Genomic DNA, 22,772 nt, shown 5'->3' on the forward strand with positions numbered 1-22,772 from the left:
CAATTTGGGATAATACTGCGGTAATTGTAAGGCATTTACATATACTTTTTAGTTTCATATAATTCAACTCCTCCTAAAATAATTTCGAAGACACAATCGGAAACAAACCCAATTATTTCTTCTGTATAAATAATTATACAAAAAATAAAATATAATGATGTGAAATAATTCACATATAATACCAAGTTACGTTTTAATAAATATCTTTACCAATCTTATCGCAGAAAGGGAGAGGCCAATTTAGAGAAAAAATGCATAAAAAAACTTGTGAGCAGAAGGAAAATGGCTCCTAGCCCACAAGTAAAATCATCACCAGATCATCCCGCATGAGAAGCTGCTTTTGTCCATTCATGTAGACGCAGATCAAGTTGTTCTTTACGGAGAAACAGCGTTTGTGAATAAGCGTAATTCCTGATTTTTTCAATATGCTCAACGGCACGAGTATAGCGACCTTCTGCGGCTTCCATTTCTGCTAAACAAAAATAAAGGAGGGCAGGCTGGATACGTCTTCGCTGCAACAACGATAAGGCCTGCTTAGCAGCTGGAAGGTCACCCATTCGAGCTTGGCAGCAAACAATGATGCCCAGAGCACCATGCATGCGAGGATCTCTCTTATATAGATGTATGCCAATTTGCAGAGCATCCCGATATCTTCCCCGATAATAGCAGGCAACAGCTAAATTGTAAAAAAGATGCTGTAAGAGGGCACGATGAAATAGTGTGGGTGATTCTTTACACAAGATAATAGCCTGCGTAACATATGATTCAGCTGCATCGTACTTCCCTAGTAGTAGCTGTTGACTCGATTTGTCGAGCAGCGCTACCGAGCGCTTTTTGTTTTTTAGATAAGAAGCCTCCAAGATAGTTTGTATACGCTCGGGGTTTCGCTTGTATAACAACGTTATGTAATAGTAGCGAAAAGGCCACTGCAAACGGAGTAAGCCAACGAATAATACTACTGCCAATCCGGTCAGTGTAGCAGGCAACGTCATCTGAAAATAATGCATATGAACCCTACTCCTCTTCCGTTTTTTCCGTCAAAAAAGTATCTTCATGATATCACAGCTAAGATGACAGGTATAGGGAGGGCTGTATCTGAGTCGGCTGAGAAAAAACGCACAATTGGAAGTGTCGCACCTATTTTTTTGCTATGCTATAATTATGATCGTTGTGTAGAGTATTTATTCTTTTTCGAAAAGAGAGGCGACTTCCATCATGGATAAGTTCAAAGATAGCATGTTGCAGTTGATTGTGGAGACCTCCACTAACCTGCCGCCAGATGTTCGTCATGCCATTAACGCTGCGAAAAAAAGAGAGGATGCTGGCACGCGTGCTGCTTTATCGCTCACTACCATTGCGCAAAACATTAAGATGGCTGAAGAAAATGTTTCCCCCATTTGTCAGGATACAGGAATGCCTACATTTGAAATTAAGACACCGGTCGGAGTTAATCAGATCGTGATGAAAAAAGCGATTCTGGAAGCGATTGCAGAAGCGACACGTACTGGTAAACTACGTACCAACTCTGTAGACTCGTTAACAGGTTCCAACTCTGGAGACAATATAGGACCTGGTACACCTGTTGTCCATTTTGAACAATGGGAAGAGGATTATGCCGAAGTGAAGTTAATTCTTAAAGGTGGCGGCTGTGAAAATAAAAATATACAATACTCTCTTCCCTGTGAGCTTCCTCACTTAGGAAAAGCTGGCCGTGACCTGGATGGCATCCGCAAATGCATCCTGCATGCCGTCTATCAGGCACAAGGTCAAGGCTGTAGCGCTGGCTTTATCGGAGTAGGTATTGGAGGAGACCGTACAAGTGGCTACTCACTTGCCAAGCATCAATTGTTCCGTAGCGTAGATGATTCCAATCCGATTCCTGAGTTAGCCGAATTGGAAGACTATATTATGCAAACAGCAAATGAACTAGGCATCGGAACTATGGGTTTCGGCGGAAATACAACCCTGCTTGGCTGTAAAATTGGCGTAGAAAATCGTTTGCCAGCCAGCTTTTTCGTCTCTGTAGCTTATAACTGCTGGGCATTCCGACGTCAAGGGGTGCATATTAACCCAGAAACTGGAGAAATCATCCGTTATTTATATACAGAAGAAAATCATGTGGAAATGGACATGACCTCCGCAAGCGAGCAACAAACAGAGCGTCGTGAGGTTGTATTAGAGGCACCAATAACAGAAGAACAGATTCGCAGTCTTAAGGTAGGCGATGTGGTCATTATTAATGGAATGATGCATACTGGCCGCGATGCTTTGCATAAATACTTAATCGATCATGATTGCCCAATTGACTTAAATGGTGGCATTATCTATCACTGTGGACCAGTTATGCTAAAAGATGAAGAAGGAAATTATCATGTAAAAGCAGCAGGTCCTACCACTAGTATTCGCGAGGAGCCATATCAAGGCGATATCATGAAAAAATTCGGGATTCGAGCGGTTATGGGAAAAGGTGGCATGGGCCCAAAAACATTGAAAGCTTTACAAGAGCATGGAGGCGTATACTTAAATGCCATTGGTGGAGCTGCGCAATACTACGCGGATTGTATCGAGCAGGTAGAAGGCGTGGACTACTTAGAATTTGGTATTCCAGAAGCAATGTGGCATTTACGTGTGAAAGGCTTTGCCGCTATAGTCACAATGGATTCACACGGCAACAGCCTACATGCAGATGTAGATAAGGATTCTGCTGAGAAGCTCGCGAAGTTTGCAGATCCCGTTTTTAAATAAGAAAAACAGTCTTCTAAATCAACGCAGAATTTGAGTGCATCGGAAAGGAAAAGACCTTGCAACGCTGACAATAGCGATGCAAGGTCTTTTTGTGCATCAATTTAGAAGACAAGTAAGGAAAGGGTCAGCCATCAGAAGAAGAGGAGAGGATGCCCGTTCTGAGAGAGGTACAAAAGAGGAGTAAGGGTTGCGATACGATGAAGAAATAAAAGGAGCTTTTACCTTCCACTACTTGTCATGTCATAGGTTGATGCCTACCTTTTAAAAAAATGGGTATTCGTTTATCTCCTCTCAACCAAAACGGGCATAGGGTACTAATACAAGATAACTTTCTGTAGGGAGCTGGTACGTATGAATTATATTGTTCAACGTGGGGATACACTATATGCTATTGCTCAACGCTTTGGAGTGCCTATCGATGTACTTATTCGTGTGAATCGTCTATATCCACCATATGAGCTGTACGTCGGTCAAACGCTTTTCATTCCTGATCAAGGTCCTAATCAATCACCCGATGATGCGGACGAGGAACGCAGAATCGCACGTTTAGAGCGTGAAGTAAGGAGACTAAATGAACGGTATAGAGATTTAAACCGCCGCGTCAGAGCTTTAGAACAACGTCGCCGTACTTAAGTAACTACTAGTATGCTATGCATGGAAGGGAGGAGCTGTATCCGCTCCTCTTTCTTTTTTGACAAAATTCCACTACTATAATGGTGATAAAGATGCGGGGGATGGGAGGAATACGTAATGAGTAACAAGTGGAGAATAGCTTTAATCCAAATGGATGTGGTGCTGGGAAATCCAGAGGCAAACAGAGAAAAGGCAAAGAAAATGACCGAAAATTTACGCGAATCAGGAAAAACAATTGATGCTATATTGCTGCCAGAATTATGGGATACTGCCTATGATTTGGAGCGCCTAGACGAGATTGCGGATGAGCAAGGGAAGAATGCTCAGATGTTTTTAAAGGAACTTGCTCGCTCACTACATAGCTATGTATATGGTGGCTCTATCGCCGAGCATAGGGAAAATGGAGTCTATAATACCTCCTATGTGTTTGATAAGCAGGGAAATTTGGTTGGCTCCTATTCCAAAGCCCATTTATTCAAGCTAATGAATGAACACCAGTTTCTGCAATCAGGTGATCAACCAGGCTTGTATCAAATGGACGATCAGCAGGTGGGAGCGGTTATTTGCTATGATATTCGTTTCCCAGAATGGATTCGTCTGCATGCAGTTAAGGGAGCAAAGGTCTTGTTCGTATGTGCTCAGTGGCCAAACCCTAGACTGGCCCATTGGCGAGCCTTATTGATTGCCCGAGCGATTGAAAATCAAATGTATGTCGTTGCTTGCAATCGAGTAGGAAGCGATTCTGCGAGTAGCTTTTTCGGTCACTCCATGGTGATTGATCCATGGGGAGAAGTGATTGCTGAAGCTGGAGAAGAAGAAATGATTCTAACTGCTGAGATTGATTTGGATATTGTCGATCAGGTTCGTTCCAAGATACCGGTATTTACCGATCGCCGTCCTGATATTTACAGCTAGGAAGGCATGGTTGATTGTGGTCTTGAGAAAATAGTGGGTATCTATGCTTCTGCCTACAGCGTTTGCCCCTTTTTTACATAGCCTATAGTAAGGAATGTTAGGAGGTGGAGAACAATGGCTGGGCTTAATAGCAAAGGGATGATGCACCATTTTTTAGGGATTCGTACAAAAGTTGTTCAAATCCGAGAGTTAGTGGAGACAGTGGACACCTTATTTACTTCATTCGATCGAATGGGTGAATTAGGGAAAGCTGTTAACCCTTTTAAGGCAAAAAAAACAAAAGACAATATTCCACACGATATGGACTAATATGGGAAATACACGTTTAAAGAGGTTGCCCAGAGAAGGGCAACCTCTTTAAACGTGTTGCGAGATCATTTTTTATTTCCGGCGTACACTATTAAGAATGATCTTTAAATAAGTGCTTTACGCTTTTTAAAATCAGTATCTAGGTAATAGCTATGATAGACGAGCAGATTTGGGCCTGCACATTCCGCATTTGGGCAAAAACAATTAATGGATTGATTGAGAGAGTGACTTTGCCAACGAGCGAACATCGTCTCTAGGGTATCTGTCTGAATATTTCCTAGAATGCCCACATCCCCAAAGTCAGTTACGGTTACATCTCCGGTAAATATGTTGATATTTAAGCGACAGCGTCCATCAGGGTCGTTGCGTACAGTAACATTCTTAGATTGACGCAGACGCAGAATAAGCTCCTGATCATCAGGGTCTTGACTGCATGCGAAGAATGGAAGGGTACCGAACAGCATCCACATCTCTTCATCGCGTACATCTAAGAGGGTGTGAATAGATTCACGTAATTGAGGCAAGCTCAGCACTGGTAAATTTTTTGCAAAATCGCTTTGATACATCGGGTGCACCTCGTGGCGAACACAACCCATTTCTTTAATTAGTTGATGAATTTTCGGGAGCTTTTGCCAGGTCCGAGTATTCAGCATGCTTTCGGCAGAGACGATTACACCTGCATCTGCTAATTTTTTTGCATTGTCCATTGTTAATTGGTACAGTTTCTCTGCTTGGGTGAGTGAAACCTTTTGCGGACTATTTACGTATACCACTTCATGAAAATCCTCAGGCTTACTATAGTTCCACGACATATGCATTACATCAATGTATGGCAAAACAGCTTCGTAACGGGAAAATGGCAGAGATAAATTGGAGTTAATCTGTGTGCGCAAGCCCCTATCTGTCGCATACTGTAAAATTGGTGCAATTACATTATTTACTGTCCGCAGACTGTACATCGGTTCCCCGCCCGTAATGCTAAGGGTTAACAAATCTTTGGCTTCATCTAGGCGCTGTAGGATAAGCTCTATTGGCAAGTGTGGGTCGTCTTTTATCCGTAATGTTTCACCAACAGCACAATGTTCACAGCGCAGATTGCATAGATTTGTCACAGTAAACTCGATGCTGGTCAATTTGTAGGCAGGTGGTGTAGCATTATATAAAGGTTCCCATGGGTCCTTTTGAGGTGTAATGGGTGTAGTTGGAACAAAGCGTTTCAATGGTGAAACCTCCTTAGTAGAAACATAACGTTGCCTCAGCAGCTTGCGATGAGGCAATATGAACAAACACCATTATAACCATAAATGGAGAGGGTGAGAATACCAACACCATGATTGCAGGCATTTCATTTGGCAACGGAGTCTTTTATCACAACAAAAATGTCATTGCATGTGCTGAGGTAAAGAACGGTGTCATCCATACATGGGCCGAGAAAATGGGGATGGGAACACTATGTAAAATGTGGTGGCGGATTGTCAGCTCATTGCCTTGGTACTATCATATCCTACACGTGCTGATGATTTTGTATGTTTTTTTTCCGGTTTTAGGAGAATTTGATCCATTGTGGTTGGTGGTTTATGGAGCAGGCTTTCATTTAATTTTTCCCAAACGATTAAAACAGTTTCATGGAGCTGAGCATAAAGTTTTTAGCTACTATGGGGAAGTTAAACCAGAGAATTGGGAAAAAATACAGCAGGCTTCCATTATCAATCGAGGCTGTTCAACGAATATGGTTACTTTTTTCTTCGTTTTTTTTCTTCCAGCCATTTGTTTTTTCCAACTGTGGATAGCCATTGTGATTGGACTTGTTGGGATAGGAATATGTAATCTGTTATCCAAATATGCACCAAGGCTAATTGAGCCATTGTACCGTATATCTGGCTTCTTGCAGTATTATCTTACAACGAAGGAACCGGAGCGCATACATATGGATACAGCGATTCGGTCTTATGCGTTGTTTATTTTCTTTCGGAATAGGGAAGAGGCAAGCGATTAAATGATAGGACTTTGGTTGGTATCTGTCTTATGAATAAAGTATGATAGATTCCCATTTTTTTGTCTGGTACTATTTCTTTCAGACACATTATTTGTGAAAGGAATATGAAAGATTGAGATAAAAGAAAGAGAGTGGGAACAGATCCATGAAGGTTAGAAAAGACATCGTAGCAGGTATCACAACAATATTTGCAATCATAGCGGCTTTTTGTATGCCTGTAAAGACACAAGCGGAAAATCCATATACCCCTAGCACTGTACAAGCGAGTATCTTCACTGATATAGATGAACATTGGGCGAAATCCTACATTCAATTTCTTGCCGAGCGTGGCATTGTAAAAGGAAAATATATTCCGTTTCGTCCGAACGTTCCGATTTCCCGAGGAGAGGCAATTGCTTTGTTGAATCGGGTAATGCAATATTCCTACGGGGTTGTAGCTCCTCCTGTCGAGGCTGCTAAAGTAGATAAACGATATCCGCTCGTTCAAGAAATCAAGCAGGCTGTAGGTACGATGAATGCTATGCTGTATGCGGATCAGAAGGCATATACACGTTTTAAACCAGGGGATAATGCCTTATACTTACTTCACCTCAGTGCAGTTAAAAAACCAATGAAAATGGGAGCTTTCTTAGAAAGCGATTGGTGGTTATCCGCCGAGCATTTACAAGCACCATTAAATCGAGAAGAAGCTAGCATGCTACTGTTTCATACGATTCTGATGAATATTCGGCATGATTTACATATAGAGCCGGCTAAAATTCAGGAGGGTTTAAACGGCTATTATCAGGCGACGCTTTCGAATGCGTATCAGGATACAAAATCGTTGTATGCTACCGGAATTAAAGGCTATCAATTACTGGAAGATAGCACAGGTTTTTTTCAGCCAGCCAAGACGATGACTCGGGCCCAATTCGCGGTTATTTTACAGCGGTTAGTAATCGCCAATGAGCTGCAAAAAGAAAAACAATGGAACGGCTCAGTGCAACAGCAAACACGTATCAGCAATCTGATGCTAACAGCGGCCGCCCATGCTTATTTAAGAAAGAACGAGCAATTGATGACGACTTACTTCGGGAAAGAGGCATTACAGACTATAGAGAAGCTACGCCCGCTACCTTTGCATGATGCTGTGGGTAGCTATCAGGTGTTGGATAGCAATGAAAGTACCGTAAAGGCTAAGGGCGCTTATTTCTCCACGATGACTGGTAATTATGAAGTGGAGTATGAAATGGTTAAAAGCGGCCAGAGTAGCAATCCGTACGGCTGGATCATTACGAAAGTTACTCATATCCAAAAATAAAGAAACGATCGTATCCTTGTTCGAAGAGGGTACGATCGTTTTTTGTATTTACCTTGAAAGTGGATTTTCTTCCAGTTTTCGATACATTTTTCCTTTATCAACATAAGACTGACGAACACGGCGTAAATCCTTAAAATCGTCTTCGTTTAATTCGCGCTTTACCTTAGCGGGAGAGCCTACGACCAATGTCCGAGGGGGGACTTTCATGCCGGGTGGAACCAAAGCACCCGCTGCAACCATAGCCTCTTCACCGATCTCAGCGCCATCTAGCACAATAGAACCCATCCCGATCAAAGCGCCTTGGCGTACGGTGCAGCTATGTAACACGGCGTTATGGCCGATTGTGACATCGTCCTCAATAAGGAGCGGATAAAGAGGACTTTGATGGAGAGTGCTATTATCTTGAACACTGACTCGCTTCCCAATAATAGTAGGAGAGACATCGCCTCGTATGACCGAATTGTACCAGATGGATGTCTCTTCACCGATGATAACGTCACCTGTGACAACAGCACCTTTGGCAATAAACGCGCTGGGATGAATCTGTGGCTCTTTACCTTCAAAAGGGAGTAGTAGCATGGAAAATAAGCCTCCTGTTCGATGATGAATATTTCATTCCTGAGAAAAATGTAGAGTTGCAATACTCTTTTCATAATTCTAACACACAACGATCTGCTAAGCTTTGCCAAGGCATTTCTAGGATAAATCGCTTTGTCCTTATTCTTTTATAGCAGCAGTCTCAGCCCTTTCTTCATAGATAACAGGGTAAGGAGAGTTTTTATAATGCTCGTCAAACCTTTCTTTAGTCAGAGCATAAAATAAATGATCTTGCCATTGACCGTTGATTTTAAGATAATTGGCACCGAACCCCTCTTTGACAAACCCTGCTTTTTCCAAAACCCGTTGAGACGCTCGATTATGCGGCATGATATTAGCTTGCAAACGATGCAAAAGAAGTCTATTGAAGAAAAACGACATGATGAGATGGAGAGCTTCAGTCATATAGCCTTGGCTTTGACAGGAATGATCTAGATCATAACCGATAAAAGCATTTTGAAAGGGACCGCGAAATATTTGGGATAGAGTTATTTTTCCAACAAGGCGTTCACTGGCTAGCTCAAAGATACCAAAAGAATACCGTTGATCCCGTTCAACCTCTGTCCATTGGGTCGTTTGATTGATGGCATTTTCGAGTGTGAAATAACTCTCGTCACGCAAAGGGACATACGGCGCATGAAATTGTTGATTCGCAAGTAAATAAGTAAGAAAAGATTCTGCATGTGCAGGTGTTAGTAATTGTAAAAAAATAAGCCTCCCCTTTATTCGCAGGTTAAATATATTCATTTTAAACCTCCTTAAAATAAAGTAAATGAGAATAAACATGATATTTTACATCTTTTAGCAGCGTTTCCAGAATGTCAAGGTTGAATTGTCCCCCTATATATGATAGATTAATGTTTAGTAAAGGCAAGGATTGTGGGTAGTCGCTGTTGTCACCAGCTTGTCTGGGAGACGATAGAGGAAAGTCCAGGCTCGCCCGGGCTGCGATGCCCGGAGTGTTCGTACCTAGTGCAAACTAGGGCAGTGAGGTCCGCCTCATTGACGGCGCAGAAAGGGTTCTCCCTGAGACCCAAGTACGCTGAAAGTGCCACAGAAACGTAGCTTCTCTGGCGACAGAGAAGATGGAACGGGGTAAACCCTGCGAGCGAGAAACCCAAATTAGGTAGGGGAACCGTCTGGACGGAATTGAACGAAAAGGACGGATGGCAAAAGAATTTTTGCCATAGATAGATGACTACAGCTCTTCGTGCGAGGGGAAGGTCCGTTTGCAGCACGAGAGATACAGAACCTGGCTTATAGCATTCCTTGCTTATTCAATATTTTTTAAGTATAAATGTAAATGAAATCATAAAGCAACAAACAAATATGATCGTATAAAACGCAAAAACCGGTGCAGTCAAAGCGCCGGTTTTTTTGTTTCCTTACATGATGCGTACTTTGTATTTTTTCATCCAGAAGTCTACTTGTGCTAAAAAGGCAAACATCTGAGGAGTGCTCATTAATTGGCCAAAAAAAGGAATTTCAATCGCAGATGCATCTGCTTGCAGGAGAGTACGCAGGTAAGGAACATCTAATAGAGTATGAAGGGGAGATCTGTTATCATCTAAAACATCGTTAAGCCACTGCCTTGTTGCTTGGGCATATGCGGGATTATGCGTTTTGGGATAAGGACTTTTTTTACGATATAACACATCAGAGGGCAAGATTCCTTCCAAAGCTTTGCGCAAAATGCCTTTTTCCCTGCAATCGAACATTTTCATCTCCCAAGGCACATTCCACATGTATTCTACAAGCCGATGATCGCAAAAGGGTACGCGGGCTTCCAGGCTAGCCATCATGCTCATGCGATCCTTTCGATCCAGTAACGTATTCATAAACCAGACATGATTTAAGTAAAACATCTCTCGCCGTTTTTCATCTATACGAGACTCCCCCTCCAAGCGGGGAACCTCTGCCAGTGTATCACGAAAACGTCCTTTTACATACGAATCTGGTTGTAACCAAGCCTTCATTTCATTCGAGAGCCATTTGTATCGCTGATCACTTTTTCGCGCCCACGGAAAAGTATCTGCATAAAGTGCTTCTTCTTGATGAAACCAGGGATAGCCCCCAAATATTTCGTCAGCGCATTCACCAGAAAGTACGACTGTTGTTTCCTTTTTCATTTCCGAACAAAAAAGATACAGCGAAGCGTCAATATCTGCCATACCAGGTAAGTCACGGGCATAAACAGCGGTTTGGAGGGCTTGCACCAACTCGGGGGTATCAAACTCGATAAAATGGTGCTGGGTTCCTATATAATCGCTTACTCGTTTAATCCATTGAGAATCTGAATCAGGCTGATAGGCATGGGCAGTGAAAAAGCGGTCATTATCTTTATAATCAATAGAGTAGGTGTGAATCGTTCCTTTTCCTTGATGCTGATAATATCTTGCCGCAATAGCGGTGATAGCGCTGGAATCAAGACCTCCTGAAAGCAACATCGAGACAGGAACATCAGCAACGAGTTGACGTTCGATTGCATTTATGACTAAATCACGAATGGTATCGACGGTTGTCTCAAAATTGTCAAGATGCTCACGACTTTTCAAGCTCCAGTACGATTCTGTAGTAAAGCCATTTGGAGAGTATATCCCATAGTAGCCGGGGCGTAATTCATTCATTCCTTTGAATACACCGTGTCCAGGCGTGCGTGCGGGTGAAATAAGCAGTACCTCGGCTAAGCCTTCCCGATCAACAATAGGCTCAACCTCGGGGTGGGCAAGAATCGCTTTTATTTCTGAACCGAATAGAAATTGCCCATCTTTTTCTAGATAAAATAACGGCTTCACACCCATTCGATCACGTGCGACAAATAAGTGCTGCTCTTTTTCATTCCAGATAGCAAATGCAAAAATACCGTTTAGTCGCTCCAGACATTTTTCTCCCCATTCTACATAAGCCGTGAGTAATACCTCCGTATCTGAGTGGGAAGAGAAGCGGTGACCACGGTCTAGCAATTCCTTTCGTAAATCTTCTGTATTGTACAATTCGCCGTTATATACAAGTGTGTAGCTTATATCCCCATATCTTTTGGTCATGGGCTGAGTTCCGCCTTCAGGATCTACAACGATAAGACGACGATGTCCAAATACAACCCGATCATGAAAAAAATACCCCATACTATCTGGACCTCTGTGTTGAAGTGTCTTAGTCATTGCTTCTATAGTCTCTTGTTCATCTTTTACATTCCGCATGAAGCTGGCCCAGCCTGCAATTCCACACATGATGTCTCACCCTTTCTCTTCTGTGCTTTTCCATGTAAACGTTACTAAGCAAAACCGGTCATCTAGGCTCATCGTATGCAAAGCAGGCTAACATGGTACCCTGTCTCTTTTTTTAAAACAAATGATAAAAAAGTTCTTTTTCCTTTACAATGGCTGATCTTTGATGCGAAGATGAAATATACATACATTTTATCCTTATTTTGGAGGTGCGGTTTGTGCGAGAGGTCATCTCGTGGTCAGAAACAGATGGATTTGTATCTTTTGTTCAAAATTGTCCAGATGCAGTCTTCATTTTTTCTTCAGACGGTACTATTTTGTATGCCAATCCGTCCTGGTATCAATTGGCAGGCAATTGTTTTTCTGACGAATTCGAAGTAGCCATTGATGTATATCTGCTTCGATGTAAACAAGGGATGGTGAAAATAGAGCCAAGTGTCATACAACCATTGTGTGCCAATCATGAGCCGTACATCATTCAGATTCCTCATAAGAAAGGGGGGATGATGTACGTTTCATTTACGCTTTTTCCGATGAAATGGTATAAAGGAAAACCGGCTGTGGGGGCTCTTGTACGAGATGTAACAGAGCAGAAGCAAAGACAGAGGAAGCTGGAGGAAATGGAGCAAAGCCTCGATACCTTCATTACGTACACACGTGATGCGATTTTTCTCATTTCACCGGATTTTAACATATTACGTATGAGCAATTCATTTCAGATCATGACCGGATATTCTCCTCAGGAGCTGTATGACAATCCTAGAATCCTACTTCCAGACGCTGTTGCGCTACAAGAACAGAAGCAGCATTTTGATTACGTTGTAAAAACGGGAAAACCTGTATTATTTCATACGAGACGACGTCACAAAAAGGGGCATCTTCTTGAAATTTGCATGACTTACAAACCTATTTGCAATAAAGATGCTGGCGTTATAGGCGTAATAGCGGTGATGCGCAATATTACAGAGCGTATTCAGGTTGAGACTGAATTACGAGATGCGAAAGAACTGTTGGAATCTTTCGTGAATAGCGCTTCTGATTGTATCGTGCTTATTGATTTAGATTGGAATATTTTAATGGTGAACCCTGCTTGTGAAAAAATGTATGGATACAGTTATGAAGAATTGATTATGCATCAAGAAAATCTGCTAAAGCCGGTCATATTGCGAGGAATCATTGATAACACACAAAAGGCTATGAACGGAAAGATGGTTTTGGATGAGGAAAATTCATTTACTCATCGCAATGGACATCTTGTTCACACCTTATCATCCTATATTCCGATTCGAAATACGGAAGGAAAGATTTTGGCGGTCGCTTTAATTACGAGGGATGTAACGGAACAGAGGAGGATTGCGCAGGCACTAGGTGACAGTGAGGCAAAATATAGATTGATTTCCGAAAATATGACGGATCTTATCGCAATTTTGGATCGGAGTGGACGCTATATTTATGTGTCTCCTTCGTTTAAGACCATTTTAGGATATACACCGGAAAGCTTATTGGGAATGGATTACCGTAAATGGGTACATACCGATGACAGAGAGTTTTTAAAGCAGGGACGTAAACGATTAATCGCTGAAGGAAGCGTGATGCAAGTAGAGCTTCGCTATCGGTGCGCTTCAGGCGAGTGGATGTATTTGGAGGCGAATGGTACGCCAGTCTTTAATGGAGAAAAAAATTTAGAGCACTTTGTTTTTGTAGCCAGAAATATTACCGATCGGAAACAAGCAGAGGCCTTATTGCGTAACTCGGATAAGCTATCCCTCATTGGGGAGATGGCGGCAGGAGTTGCTCATGAAATTCGCAATCCGCTAACTGCACTGCGAGGCTTTATTCAGTTGTTACAAGGTCAAACCAATGAGCATGATTTTTATTTTGAGGTCATGATATCTGAATTAGATCGGATCAATTTTATTGTTAGCGAGTTATTAGTGTTAGCGAAACCGCAAGTTCAGAATGTGAAGCAAAAAAATGTAGTCGATCTCGTCCGTAATGTAATGACGCTATTAGAGAGCCAAGCTTTGATGCATAATGTGATTTTTCAGCTTGATTGTGAAGAGCAGCCGATATTGATCACTTGTGAGGAAAATCAGATTAAACAAGTATTTATAAATATCATGAAGAATGCTATGGAAGCAATGCCGAATGGTGGAATGATCTATATAACTGTAAAACAGGATGCTCAGATGGTGGATATATGTTTTCGCGATGAAGGATGCGGCATACCGGAAGATCGTGTTAGTAAACTTGGTGAGCCTTTCTATACTACAAAGGATAAAGGAACAGGGCTAGGCCTTATGGTTAGTAAAAAAATCATCAGGGATCATCAAGGCTCCATACTCATTGAGAGTGTGATCAATCAAGGAACAACAGTGCATGTGAATGTACCTCTCTCAAGTCTGAAACAATAATAAATAATGCTGACAGCAGCAACGAGAAACTGGGAAGGGAGGCGACAAATTGCATATCGGTTGTCATGTAAGCGTACGTCAGGGATATGTGGAAGCCGCACGGATCGTGCAACGCTTGGGAGGGACTTGCTATCAGTATTTTCCTAAAAACCCGCGCAGTTTGCAAATCAAATCATTCTCAAGACAGGATGCCCAAAAATGTCGTGATTTTTGCAAGGAAAACGGGATTATTTCGATTGCCCACACACCATATCCGACTAATTTGTGTACAGAGGGAAGAGAGGAACAAGCGGCAATGGTGGCCTCAGTCCGCAATGATTTGGAGATTGCGGACGCGTGTGGCTCGATTGGCGTTGTTGTTCATTTTGGACAATATAAAGGAAATCACCCCGATCCGTTATTTGGCTACCAATTGATGATTCGTTCATTAAATGAAATTTTAGAAGGCTGGACAGGTAATGCACTTATTTTACTTGAAAATAATGCTAGTCAGAAAAACAAGATGGGAATAACATTAGAAGAGCTAGTACAAGTTCGTGCATTGATCAATAGACCCGAGCTGGTCGGGTTTTGCTTCGATACCTGCCATGCCTTTGCAAGTGGATTATGGACAGGAGAGAATTGGGAAGATGTGCAAAAACGAGGCGAGGAATTAGGATATTTTACTCATTTGAAGGCCGTTCATCTCAATGATTCTCGCTACCCAACCGGTTCCCATCGTGATCGTCATGCTGATATTGGCTGGGGAGAGATCGGTGCTGAAAGGCTAGGCAAGTTCATTAGAAGCAGGGTTATTCGTGAGGTTCCCCTATTTTTAGAAACGCCTGGAGAACGCTTGGGTGGGCATAAGTCAGAAATCGCTTTTGTCAAACAATTGTTTGAAAGTCCACAGTAGGATATGATTAGAGTGACCGTATGTAAGAACGGATTTTACGAGACAGAGGAGATATTATGACACGCACAATTAAAGTAACCATTCACAGCTTTGATAAAATCAAAGAAAATTTAGCTGACATTGATGAACTAAAGCTTTATGAAGAAGCAAATGGCAAGGTCTTAGAAGCTGAAATTGAATCAGACGGCTATGCTATTGTAGATATTACAGAAGAAGATTACATTGAATTAGCTCCAGATGAATATGAGCTGATGATTATGGAATGGAAAGTGGCTGGCAAAATCGACGAGCTGATTTTAGAAACGATGTCAGACCCTAATGATGATAAGGCAATGCTATATCGTGGTGTTGACCCTATTGGAACTGTAAAAATAGAGCCAGTTTCCCTGCCGAAAAAGCTGGTTGAGCAATTGGCAAAAGCTTGGTTTTCGACACCAAAACCAGCTATTGAGCCGAAAATAAACGAAAAAGAGTAAAAGGAACATAGATGGGGCATTTAGGTCAGGTAAAGCAGGTTGAAAAAGAGGAGGGGAATCCCTCCTTTTTTGATGAGTTGGATTAATTTTTAACAAAAATAAAAGGGCACCCATTATGTTAGGGGCCCTTATTTTTCTTACATTTCTTCAGGAGCTTCCAATCCCAATAGACGGAGTCCTTCTTTTAGTACAACAATAACTGCTGCAACCAATTGTAGGCGAGCTTGTTTTACTTGTTCATCCTCTGCGACAATGCGGACATGCGCGTAGAATTTGTTGAAGGTTTGAGCCAAATCAATTACGTATTTTCCAATCTGCGAAGGATCGAATTGATCGCGAGCCTTTTCCAGAATGCTAGGGAACTGCAATAGAGTAGTAACGACTGCCCATGTTTCTGGACCCTCTAGAGCGTTGTCTGCTACTGTTACAGCTCCTGGCTGGTACCCGCCTTTTTTCAATAGAGAGCAAGCGCGGGCATGAGTGTATTGAACGTAAGGCCCTGTCTCCCCTTCAAAAGTAAGCATTTCTTCCCAGGAAAAGTTGACATCGTTTAAACGGTAATTTTTCAAGTCATGGAAAATAACGGCACCTACACCAACTTGGCGAGCAACCTGTTCTTTATTTGGAAGAGAAGGATTTTTCTCCTGGATTACTTTAAGTACATCTGCGATTGCTTGAGACAATACTTCTTCCAACAGAACAACTTTCCCTTTGCGAGTGGACATTTTTTTACCGTCTTTTAACATCATCCCAAATGGAATATGATGCATGTTGTTAGCCCAGTCATAGCCCATTTTTAGCAAGACCTTAAATAACTGTTGGAAATGCAGGCGTTGTTCTCCGCCAACCACATATAATGCTTTTCCAAAATCATATTGCTCATGACGGTACAAAGCAGCAGCTAGGTCGCGGGTTGCGTAAAGGGTAGCACCGTCGCGTTTTTTAATTAAGCAAGGAGGCATGTCGTACTCATCCAGAGATACAACCATTGCGCCTTCGGATTCTGTCAACAATCCTTTTTCCTCTAACAAATCTACAACGCGATCCATTTGATTATTGTAGAATGCTTCTCCATTGAAGGAGTCAAAGGAAACACCCATTAATTCATAGATCTTTTTAAATTCTTGTAAGGATTCATCGCGGAACCATTGCCATAATTGCTGGGCTTCTTGATCGCCGTCCTCTAATTTCTTGAACCATTCACGACCTTGATCTTCCAGTGTTGGATCGTTTTCTACTTCTTCATGGAAGTGTACATACAGCTTGAGCAATTCTTTAATAGGCTCAGCTTTTACTTTATCCTCATCGCCCCATTTTTTATAGGCGACAATCAGTTTACCAAATTGTGTACCCCAGTCCCCTAAGTGATTGATGCGAACAGGCTGATAGCCATGCTTTTCCATGATGTTTGCAAGCGCATTCCCGATAACGGTTGAGCGCAAATGCCCCATTGAGAAGGGTTTAGCAATGTTTGGAGAGGATAAGTCGATTGGTACCTTTTTACCAGCACCCACATTAGTTGTACCATACGCAGACCCTTGCTCTAGAATCGTTTTAATACAAGCGGTCATAACGCTGCTTTGATCATAAAACAGATTGATATATGCATTTGCCACCTGTACATCCTGTAAGAAAGGCAGAGAAATCTTAGAAGCTAGCTCCGTTGCAATCATTGGTGGTGCCTTGCGTAGAGATTTAGCTAATTGGAAGCAAGGAAAGGCTAAATCACCCATTTGCGGGTTAGGAGGAGTTTCGAGCATGCCAAGGACACGTTCGCAGGAAAAATCCTCTACGCCCATTTCAGTTAGAGCAGCGGAGATTTGCTCAGCTACTAATTGTTTGTAATTCATGTTTATTACATCCTTTCTTTTTAATCAACATAAACTTTCAGGGAATATGTAATCATTCCGTGGAGAAGTGGGATACAACATAAATATAACCATAGGGTATACAAGCACAGAGCGCTTTGATTAGATACAGTATGCGATGGTTCAAAGCAACAACAGCAAAAAACCCCCCGTCTCTTTTGGATGGATATCAGTAAAAATCAATCCGTAAAGAGACGAGAGGTTGTTTTATCATACTCCCGCGGTGCCACTCTTCTTGTTCTTTTCAATTAGACCAATAAATGACCGTAATTGGAAAAAACCTGCTTGATAGCTGTAACGGGCAAACCCGGCAGGCTCTATACATTGTCAACAGACAAGATTCAAGCTGCGTCTCCGAGGTGCGCTTCATCATGGCCGTTCTATCAGGCTTCCACCAATCCTGACTCGCTAGTAGCACGGAACCATCATTACTCTCCTCATCATCGAGTACATGGCTATATAGCGTCTAGTATACCCAACAAAAGGTATTCTAGCAAGCAAGGTTTATCATTGGTTCTTTTTTTGTTGATCCCATTGTGCAAAATAATATTTGGTAAGGGCTTCTTTATCAGTGGCAGACTCGAACTGCTGTTTGTATTGCCGTAAGGAATCGAGGAGCTCACGTTCTGCTTTTGCTTCTTCCTCATTCAAAAAATTTTCAGTAGGGTCAAATGCTAACAAGCGATCATCTTTTCCCGTACGCCAATAAGTGGTACGCCAATGTTCAGGATAATGATAAGCTTCCTCACCAAATAAAAGACCCATGACTTGATCAGTTGATAAAGGAAGATAGAATTCATAGGTTTCATGATTACCTCCTGCCATAAGATCAAGGTGGCGAGTTTGGTAATGCAAATAGTGCTGTTCACTCTCATGATGTTTTACGACGGCGTAGATCTCAAAGTCCGTCTCTTCTAGTACCTTTACTGGAGTCAACGAGGCTTGAAACACAGAAGTATGTAAATATGCTTGATTGTATTCCATGAAAATCCCTCCATCTATCTTCCTTTTTATCCTAGCTGAGGACCATTATCTCTACAAGCGAAGGAAGAAATGGAAAAGAGATGGAAGGGGCATGTGGCTGCCCCTTTCCCTCTCCTTTATAGGTGAGTGTACAAACCTGAGTAATTTTTATGGGGTTTCTTAATGGAGATTATGAAGCATTGTAGAATCATGTAGATGTGGACGCATAAAAAGAGCGTAACCGGACTCAGGTTTGCCGGTGAAATAGCTTCTTATATTTTAGCAGCAGCCGCAAGAAATGATGACCAGTAGGATGAACAGCACTAAAATGAAGCTGAAGTTATCACCGAAGAAATTTCCGCAGTAAGATGTACTCATGAAAGAATTCCTCCTTAATGGTTATATGTTTGAAGGTGTCGCTGCTTAGTTGCTAGTTATCGCAGCCGCAGCTTATGATTACCAGCAGAATGAACAACACTAGAATGAAGCAAAAACTTCCGCCTCCCCAGTTACCGCAAAACGATGTACTCATCTGGCAATTCCTCCTTCGCTTTGTTATTCTACAGTCTATACATATCTGTCTATCTGGTGTGGGCTTACGCCTAAGGGAAGCAAATTTGGGCAGCAGGCTACAAAAAATAAAAGATTGGCAGATAATCCATTGACGCCAATAATATCTGAATGTTAAGATACCTGTATTCAAAAGACGAACAAAACGTCATATAGACATCTAACTAAATATGATTTCTCTTATCTAGAGAGGCGGAGGGACTGGCCCGAAGATGCCTCGGCAACCGATAGATCAGGTGCCAATTCCAGCAGGGCTGTTTGCCTTGAAAGATAAGAGGGGGGTAAGTTCCTACTTTAACGAACATAGGTAATCCTCTTCTTGCTTTCAGGCAGGAAGGGGATTTTTTATTTGCCAAGTCTAATGGAGATTACGGAGGGGTATGGGGGATGAACAAACCAACATTGCAAGAGCAGCTAGCACGAAAAATATTGATACTTGATGGTGCAATGGGAACGATGCTACAGCAGGCTAATCTCACAGCGGACGATTTTGGCGGTGAGGAATATGAAGGCTGTAACGAACTGTTGAATGTAACAAGACCAGATGTGATCCGGCATATTCATGCTACCTATTTTGAAGCAGGTGCTGACATTGTGGAAACAAACACATTTGGAGCAACCGATGTTGTTTTGGCTGAATATGACATAGCAGATCGAGATTATGAACTTAATCTGGCAGCTGCACGTATTGCTAAAGAAGTGGCAGATGAATTCAGCACGGAGTCGTGGCCGCGTTATGTAGCAGGTTCTATGGGGCCCACTACGAAAACCCTTTCGTTAACAGGGGGCGTGACATTTGAGCAATTAATTCATGCGTACTATCGCCAGGCTAAAGCATTGATGGAAGGCGGGGTAGATTTATTACTGTTGGAAACCTCGCAGGACACATTGAACGTAAAAGCTGGCGGCATTGGCATACGTCAGGCATTTCAGGAGCTTGGCTATGAGCTGCCTATCATGATTTCTGGAACAATCGAACCGATGGGCACAACTCTGGCAGGTCAAAACATCGAGGCCTTTTACGTGTCGATTGAACATCTTAAACCGATTACGATTGGTCTGAATTGCGCGACAGGTCCGGAGTTCATGCGTGATCATTTACGAACCTTATCTGATCTGGCTTTGTGTGGAATCAGTTGTTATCCTAATGCAGGTTTACCTGATGAGAATGGTCACTATCACGAGTCACCGCAGGGTTTGGCTATGAAAATGAAAGCATTTGCCGAAAAGGGATGGCTTAACGTAGCGGGTGGTTGTTGCGGTACCACACCCGAGCATATTCGTGCGCTACACGAAGCATTGCAAGGTATTACACCACGAGAAAATAAAAAGTCTCATGTTACTGCTGTATCAGGTATTGAGGTGCTTTATGTTGAGGACGACAATCGCCCTGTTTTTGTAGGGGAACGTACCAACGTCATTGGATCCAAGAAGTTCCGTGAATTGATTGCTGCTGGCCAATTCGAGGAAGGGTCAGACATAGCACGGGCACAAGTAAAACGAGGCGCCGCTGTTATAGATATTTGTTTAGCAGACCCTGACCGTGATGAGTACGAGGATATGGAGAAATTTCTTCCATACGTAAGCCGAAAGGTAAAAGCTCCGTTGATGATCGATTCCACGGATAAGAAGGTAGTGGAACTGGGCTTGAAATATTCTCAGGGGAAGGCAATCATTAATTCAATTAATCTAGAGGATGGTCTAGATCGTTTTGAAGAGGTTGTACCACTGATTCATAAATATGGAGCGGCCGTTGTTGTCGGGACCATTGATGAAGCGGGAATGGCAATTACTCGCGAACGCAAGCTGGAGGTAGCTACACGTTCCTATGATTTGTTGGTAAATCAGTTTGGAATTAATCCGCAGGACATTATTTTTGATGCTCTTGTATTTCCAGTAGGAACAGGAGATGAGCAATACATTGGTTCAGCACAGGAAACGATAGAAGGGATCCGCCTTATTAAACAACATTTCCCTTTATGCAAACAAATTCTGGGTGTGAGCAATGTTTCCTTCGGTTTACCCCCGGCAGGCCGTGAGGTTTTAAATGCGGTATTTTTATATCACACAACATTAGCAGGGCTTGATTACGCGATTGTCAACACCGAAAAGCTAGAACGCTATGCTTCGATTTCTGAAGAGGAACGCAAGCTGGCAGAGGACTTGTTATTTCATACAAACGATGAAACCTTAGCAACGTTTACTGATTTTTATCGGCAGAAAAAGAAAGAGGTTGTAAAAGAAGTATCCAATCTGACGTTAGAAGAACGTTTAGCTAATTATGTGGTGGAAGGCTCGAAGGACGGATTAATCCCAGATTTAGCCCTCGCTTTAGAAAAATATGAGCCGCTTGATATTATTAATGGTCCGCTTATGAAAGGGATGGAGGAAGTTGGTCGCCTATTTAACGGGAACCAATTGATTGTAGCAGAAGTGTTGCAGAGTGCAGAGGTCATGAAGGCGTCAGTCGCCTTTTTGGAACCGCATATGGAAAAGTCTGAGTCAACCGTAAAAGGAAAAATCTTGTTAGCTACTGTTAAAGGGGATGTCCACGATATCGGTAAAAACCTAGTGGAGATCATTTTATCCAATAATGGCTATGAGGTAGTTAATTTAGGAATTAAAGTTGCACCGGAGCAGTTGATTGCTGCTTGTCATCAGGAAAAACCAGATGCAATTGGTCTTTCAGGCTTATTGGTAAAATCAGCGCAGCAGATGGTGATTACTGCGCAGGATTTGCGAAGCTCTGGTATTGATGTCCCGCTGATGGTTGGAGGAGCGGCGCTTACGCGTAAATTTACGACAAATCGAATTGCTCCTGAATATGAAGGCATCGTTTTATATGCAAAAGATGCGATGGACGGCCTGGACCTAGCTAATAAATTGCATGATCCTCAAGCTCGACTGAAGCTGGTAGAAGAATTACAAGCGCAAGCGACAGACAATCAGGCTCAACTAGAAGAAAAAGCTAGTGAATCGGTTGTTATTCCACAGATGGAAATGATTCGCTCTTCGACAAGCATTACAACACCGGTCTATGTAGCACCTGATTTGGAGCGCCATGTCTTGCGCAACTATCCGATTAACCATTTGCGTCCTTATGTTAATTTACGCATGCTGCTTGGAAAGCATCTTGGCATCAAGGGCAATGTCGATAAGTTAATCGAATCAGGCGACAAGAAAACGGCCGAATTATATGAAATTGTAGATGATTTGCTGAATGAAGCGATCCGTAGTCAGATTTTGCAGGCGAATGGAATGTATCAATTCTTTCCGGCCCAATCCTCTGGCAATGACATCCTGATCTATGATCCAAACGATCAGACAAAGCTGTTAGAACGTTTTACTTTCCCCCGTCAACCGCAAGCTCCACATCTTTGTCTCGCTGATTTTTTACGGCCTGTGGAAACGAATGAGATGGATTACGTAGCTTTCTTGACGGTTACAGCCGGAAAAGGAGTGAGAGATTTAGCGCAGGAATGGAAAGAAAAAGGGGACTATTTGCGTTCTCATGTCCTGCAAGCAGTCGCCTTAGAGCTAGCAGAAGCTTTTGCCGAGCGAATTCATCATGTTATTCGGGATTCATGGGGCTTTCCAGACCCAGCAGATATGACTATGCTAGAGCGTTTTGGGGCGCGTTATCAGGGAATCCGCGTATCATTTGGATATCCTGCTTGCCCGGATTTAGAAGATCAAGAAAAGCTCTTTAAGCTGTTGTCGCCACAAGACATCGGAATTCAACTAACAGAAGGCTTCATGATGGATCCTGAGGCATCCGTGTCAGCCATGGTATTTGCTCATCCTGAAGCCCGTTATTTTAATGCGACTCCACCAGTTGGAGCGGAAGTGTGATCATAAACAACG

At 42.4% G+C, this 22,772-nt stretch carries 19 protein-coding genes, 1 other RNA gene, 1 riboswitch and 1 other annotated feature; of the genes, 11 read left to right on the forward strand and 9 right to left on the reverse strand.

What is annotated here, in order from left to right:
• Positions 1–317: 317 nt before the first annotated feature.
• Positions 318–1,007, reverse strand: coding sequence for a tetratricopeptide repeat protein (locus tag QZ995_RS07330; protein WP_301804977.1), 690 nt, complete (start codon positions 1,005–1,007; stop codon positions 318–320).
• Between the two features lie 208 nt (positions 1,008–1,215).
• On the opposite strand from QZ995_RS07330, the gene QZ995_RS07335 reads away from it, so the two are divergent.
• The 4 genes from QZ995_RS07335 to QZ995_RS07350 all read left to right on the forward strand — a co-directional run bounded on the left by QZ995_RS07335 (position 1,216) and on the right by QZ995_RS07350 (position 4,602).
• Positions 1,216–2,745, forward strand: a complete 1,530-nt coding sequence (locus QZ995_RS07335; protein WP_301804978.1) for a fumarate hydratase — start codon at positions 1,216–1,218, stop codon at positions 2,743–2,745.
• 351 nt (positions 2,746–3,096) lie between these two features.
• Positions 3,097–3,378: a LysM peptidoglycan-binding domain-containing protein gene (locus QZ995_RS07340; RefSeq protein WP_301804980.1), complete on the forward strand. Its 282-nt coding sequence runs from the start codon at positions 3,097–3,099 to the stop codon at positions 3,376–3,378.
• 117 nt (positions 3,379–3,495) lie between these two features.
• Positions 3,496–4,293 (forward strand): carbon-nitrogen family hydrolase, encoded by a 798-nt coding sequence (locus tag QZ995_RS07345; RefSeq protein WP_301804983.1) that lies wholly within the window; start codon positions 3,496–3,498, stop codon positions 4,291–4,293.
• A gap of 114 nt (positions 4,294–4,407) precedes the next feature.
• The gene (locus tag QZ995_RS07350; RefSeq protein ID WP_301804985.1) at positions 4,408–4,602 is read left to right on the forward strand and encodes a hypothetical protein; all 195 of its coding nucleotides are present in this window, start codon (positions 4,408–4,410) and stop codon (positions 4,600–4,602) included.
• A gap of 104 nt (positions 4,603–4,706) precedes the next feature.
• On the opposite strand, the gene yfkAB is transcribed toward QZ995_RS07350, so the two are convergent.
• Positions 4,707–5,822, reverse strand: a complete 1,116-nt coding sequence (gene yfkAB, locus QZ995_RS07355; RefSeq protein WP_301804987.1) for a radical SAM/CxCxxxxC motif protein YfkAB — start codon at positions 5,820–5,822, stop codon at positions 4,707–4,709.
• A 110-nt stretch (positions 5,823–5,932) separates the two neighbouring features.
• Here yfkAB and QZ995_RS07360 point away from each other — a divergent pair, with 110 nt between their 5' ends.
• Together QZ995_RS07360 and QZ995_RS07365 are read left to right on the forward strand one after the other, a co-directional pair.
• A complete protein-coding gene (locus QZ995_RS07360; protein WP_301804989.1) occupies positions 5,933–6,598 on the forward strand; it encodes a DUF1385 domain-containing protein in 666 nt (221 codons plus the stop codon).
• Between the two features lie 145 nt (positions 6,599–6,743).
• Positions 6,744–7,898 carry an S-layer homology domain-containing protein gene (locus QZ995_RS07365; RefSeq protein ID WP_301804992.1) on the forward strand — a complete coding sequence of 385 codons (1,155 nt, stop codon included), beginning with the start codon at positions 6,744–6,746 and terminating at the stop codon, positions 7,896–7,898.
• Between the two features lie 48 nt (positions 7,899–7,946).
• Here QZ995_RS07365 and QZ995_RS07370 read toward each other — a convergent pair whose 3' ends face one another.
• Both QZ995_RS07370 and QZ995_RS07375 read right to left on the reverse strand, forming a co-directional pair.
• Positions 7,947–8,477: a gamma carbonic anhydrase gene (locus QZ995_RS07370; protein ID WP_301804994.1), complete on the reverse strand. Its 531-nt coding sequence runs from the start codon at positions 8,475–8,477 to the stop codon at positions 7,947–7,949.
• A 138-nt stretch (positions 8,478–8,615) separates the two neighbouring features.
• The gene (locus QZ995_RS07375) at positions 8,616–9,242 is read right to left on the reverse strand and encodes a GNAT family N-acetyltransferase (RefSeq protein ID WP_301804997.1); all 627 of its coding nucleotides are present in this window, start codon (positions 9,240–9,242) and stop codon (positions 8,616–8,618) included.
• 128 nt (positions 9,243–9,370) lie between these two features.
• Here QZ995_RS07375 and rnpB point away from each other — a divergent pair.
• Positions 9,371–9,760, forward strand: an RNA gene (rnpB, locus tag QZ995_RS07380) — RNase P RNA component class B.
• 120 nt (positions 9,761–9,880) lie between these two features.
• On the opposite strand, the gene asnB is transcribed toward rnpB, so the two are convergent.
• On the reverse strand, positions 9,881–11,725 hold the full coding sequence (asnB, locus tag QZ995_RS07385) for an asparagine synthase (glutamine-hydrolyzing) (protein WP_301805000.1): 1,845 nt from the start codon (positions 11,723–11,725) through the stop codon (positions 9,881–9,883).
• A 215-nt stretch (positions 11,726–11,940) separates the two neighbouring features.
• On the opposite strand from asnB, the gene QZ995_RS07390 reads away from it, so the two are divergent.
• From QZ995_RS07390 to QZ995_RS07400, 3 genes are read left to right on the forward strand one after another with little or no spacing between them, the layout of a single operon-like run.
• Complete coding sequence (locus tag QZ995_RS07390) at positions 11,941–14,136, forward strand: PAS domain S-box protein (RefSeq protein WP_301805002.1); 2,196 nt, start codon at positions 11,941–11,943, stop codon at positions 14,134–14,136.
• A 49-nt stretch (positions 14,137–14,185) separates the two neighbouring features.
• The gene (locus QZ995_RS07395; protein ID WP_301805003.1) at positions 14,186–15,031 is read left to right on the forward strand and encodes a deoxyribonuclease IV; all 846 of its coding nucleotides are present in this window, start codon (positions 14,186–14,188) and stop codon (positions 15,029–15,031) included.
• Between the two features lie 56 nt (positions 15,032–15,087).
• Complete coding sequence (locus tag QZ995_RS07400) at positions 15,088–15,507, forward strand: hypothetical protein (protein ID WP_301805008.1); 420 nt, start codon at positions 15,088–15,090, stop codon at positions 15,505–15,507.
• Positions 15,508–15,644: 137 nt separating this feature from the next.
• Here the strand turns inward: QZ995_RS07400 and argS are convergent, their stop codons facing one another.
• The 4 genes from argS to QZ995_RS07420 all read right to left on the reverse strand — a co-directional run bounded on the left by argS (position 15,645) and on the right by QZ995_RS07420 (position 18,870).
• Entirely contained in the window at positions 15,645–17,357 is a 1,713-nt protein-coding gene (gene argS, locus QZ995_RS07405; protein ID WP_301805011.1) for an arginine--tRNA ligase, read from the reverse strand.
• Between the two features lie 205 nt (positions 17,358–17,562).
• Positions 17,563–17,828: a binding site (T-box leader), on the reverse strand.
• Positions 17,829–17,882: 54 nt separating this feature from the next.
• Positions 17,883–18,359, reverse strand: a complete 477-nt coding sequence (locus tag QZ995_RS07410; protein ID WP_301805014.1) for a hypothetical protein — start codon at positions 18,357–18,359, stop codon at positions 17,883–17,885.
• 258 nt (positions 18,360–18,617) lie between these two features.
• Positions 18,618–18,716, reverse strand: coding sequence for a YjcZ family sporulation protein (locus QZ995_RS07415; RefSeq protein ID WP_081476738.1), 99 nt, complete (start codon positions 18,714–18,716; stop codon positions 18,618–18,620).
• 52 nt (positions 18,717–18,768) lie between these two features.
• Positions 18,769–18,870 (reverse strand): YjcZ family sporulation protein, encoded by a 102-nt coding sequence (locus QZ995_RS07420; RefSeq protein WP_094699255.1) that lies wholly within the window; start codon positions 18,868–18,870, stop codon positions 18,769–18,771.
• Between the two features lie 215 nt (positions 18,871–19,085).
• A riboswitch (SAM riboswitch) is annotated at positions 19,086–19,185 on the forward strand.
• A 110-nt stretch (positions 19,186–19,295) separates the two neighbouring features.
• Between QZ995_RS07420 and metH the strand changes: the two genes are divergently transcribed.
• Positions 19,296–22,760, forward strand: coding sequence for a methionine synthase (gene metH, locus QZ995_RS07425; RefSeq protein ID WP_301805020.1), 3,465 nt, complete (start codon positions 19,296–19,298; stop codon positions 22,758–22,760).
• Positions 22,761–22,772 lie beyond the last annotated feature (12 nt).

Source organism: Brevibacillus laterosporus (genome assembly GCF_030489605.1).
GTDB lineage: Bacteria > Bacillota > Bacilli > Brevibacillales > Brevibacillaceae > Brevibacillus_B > Brevibacillus_B laterosporus_E.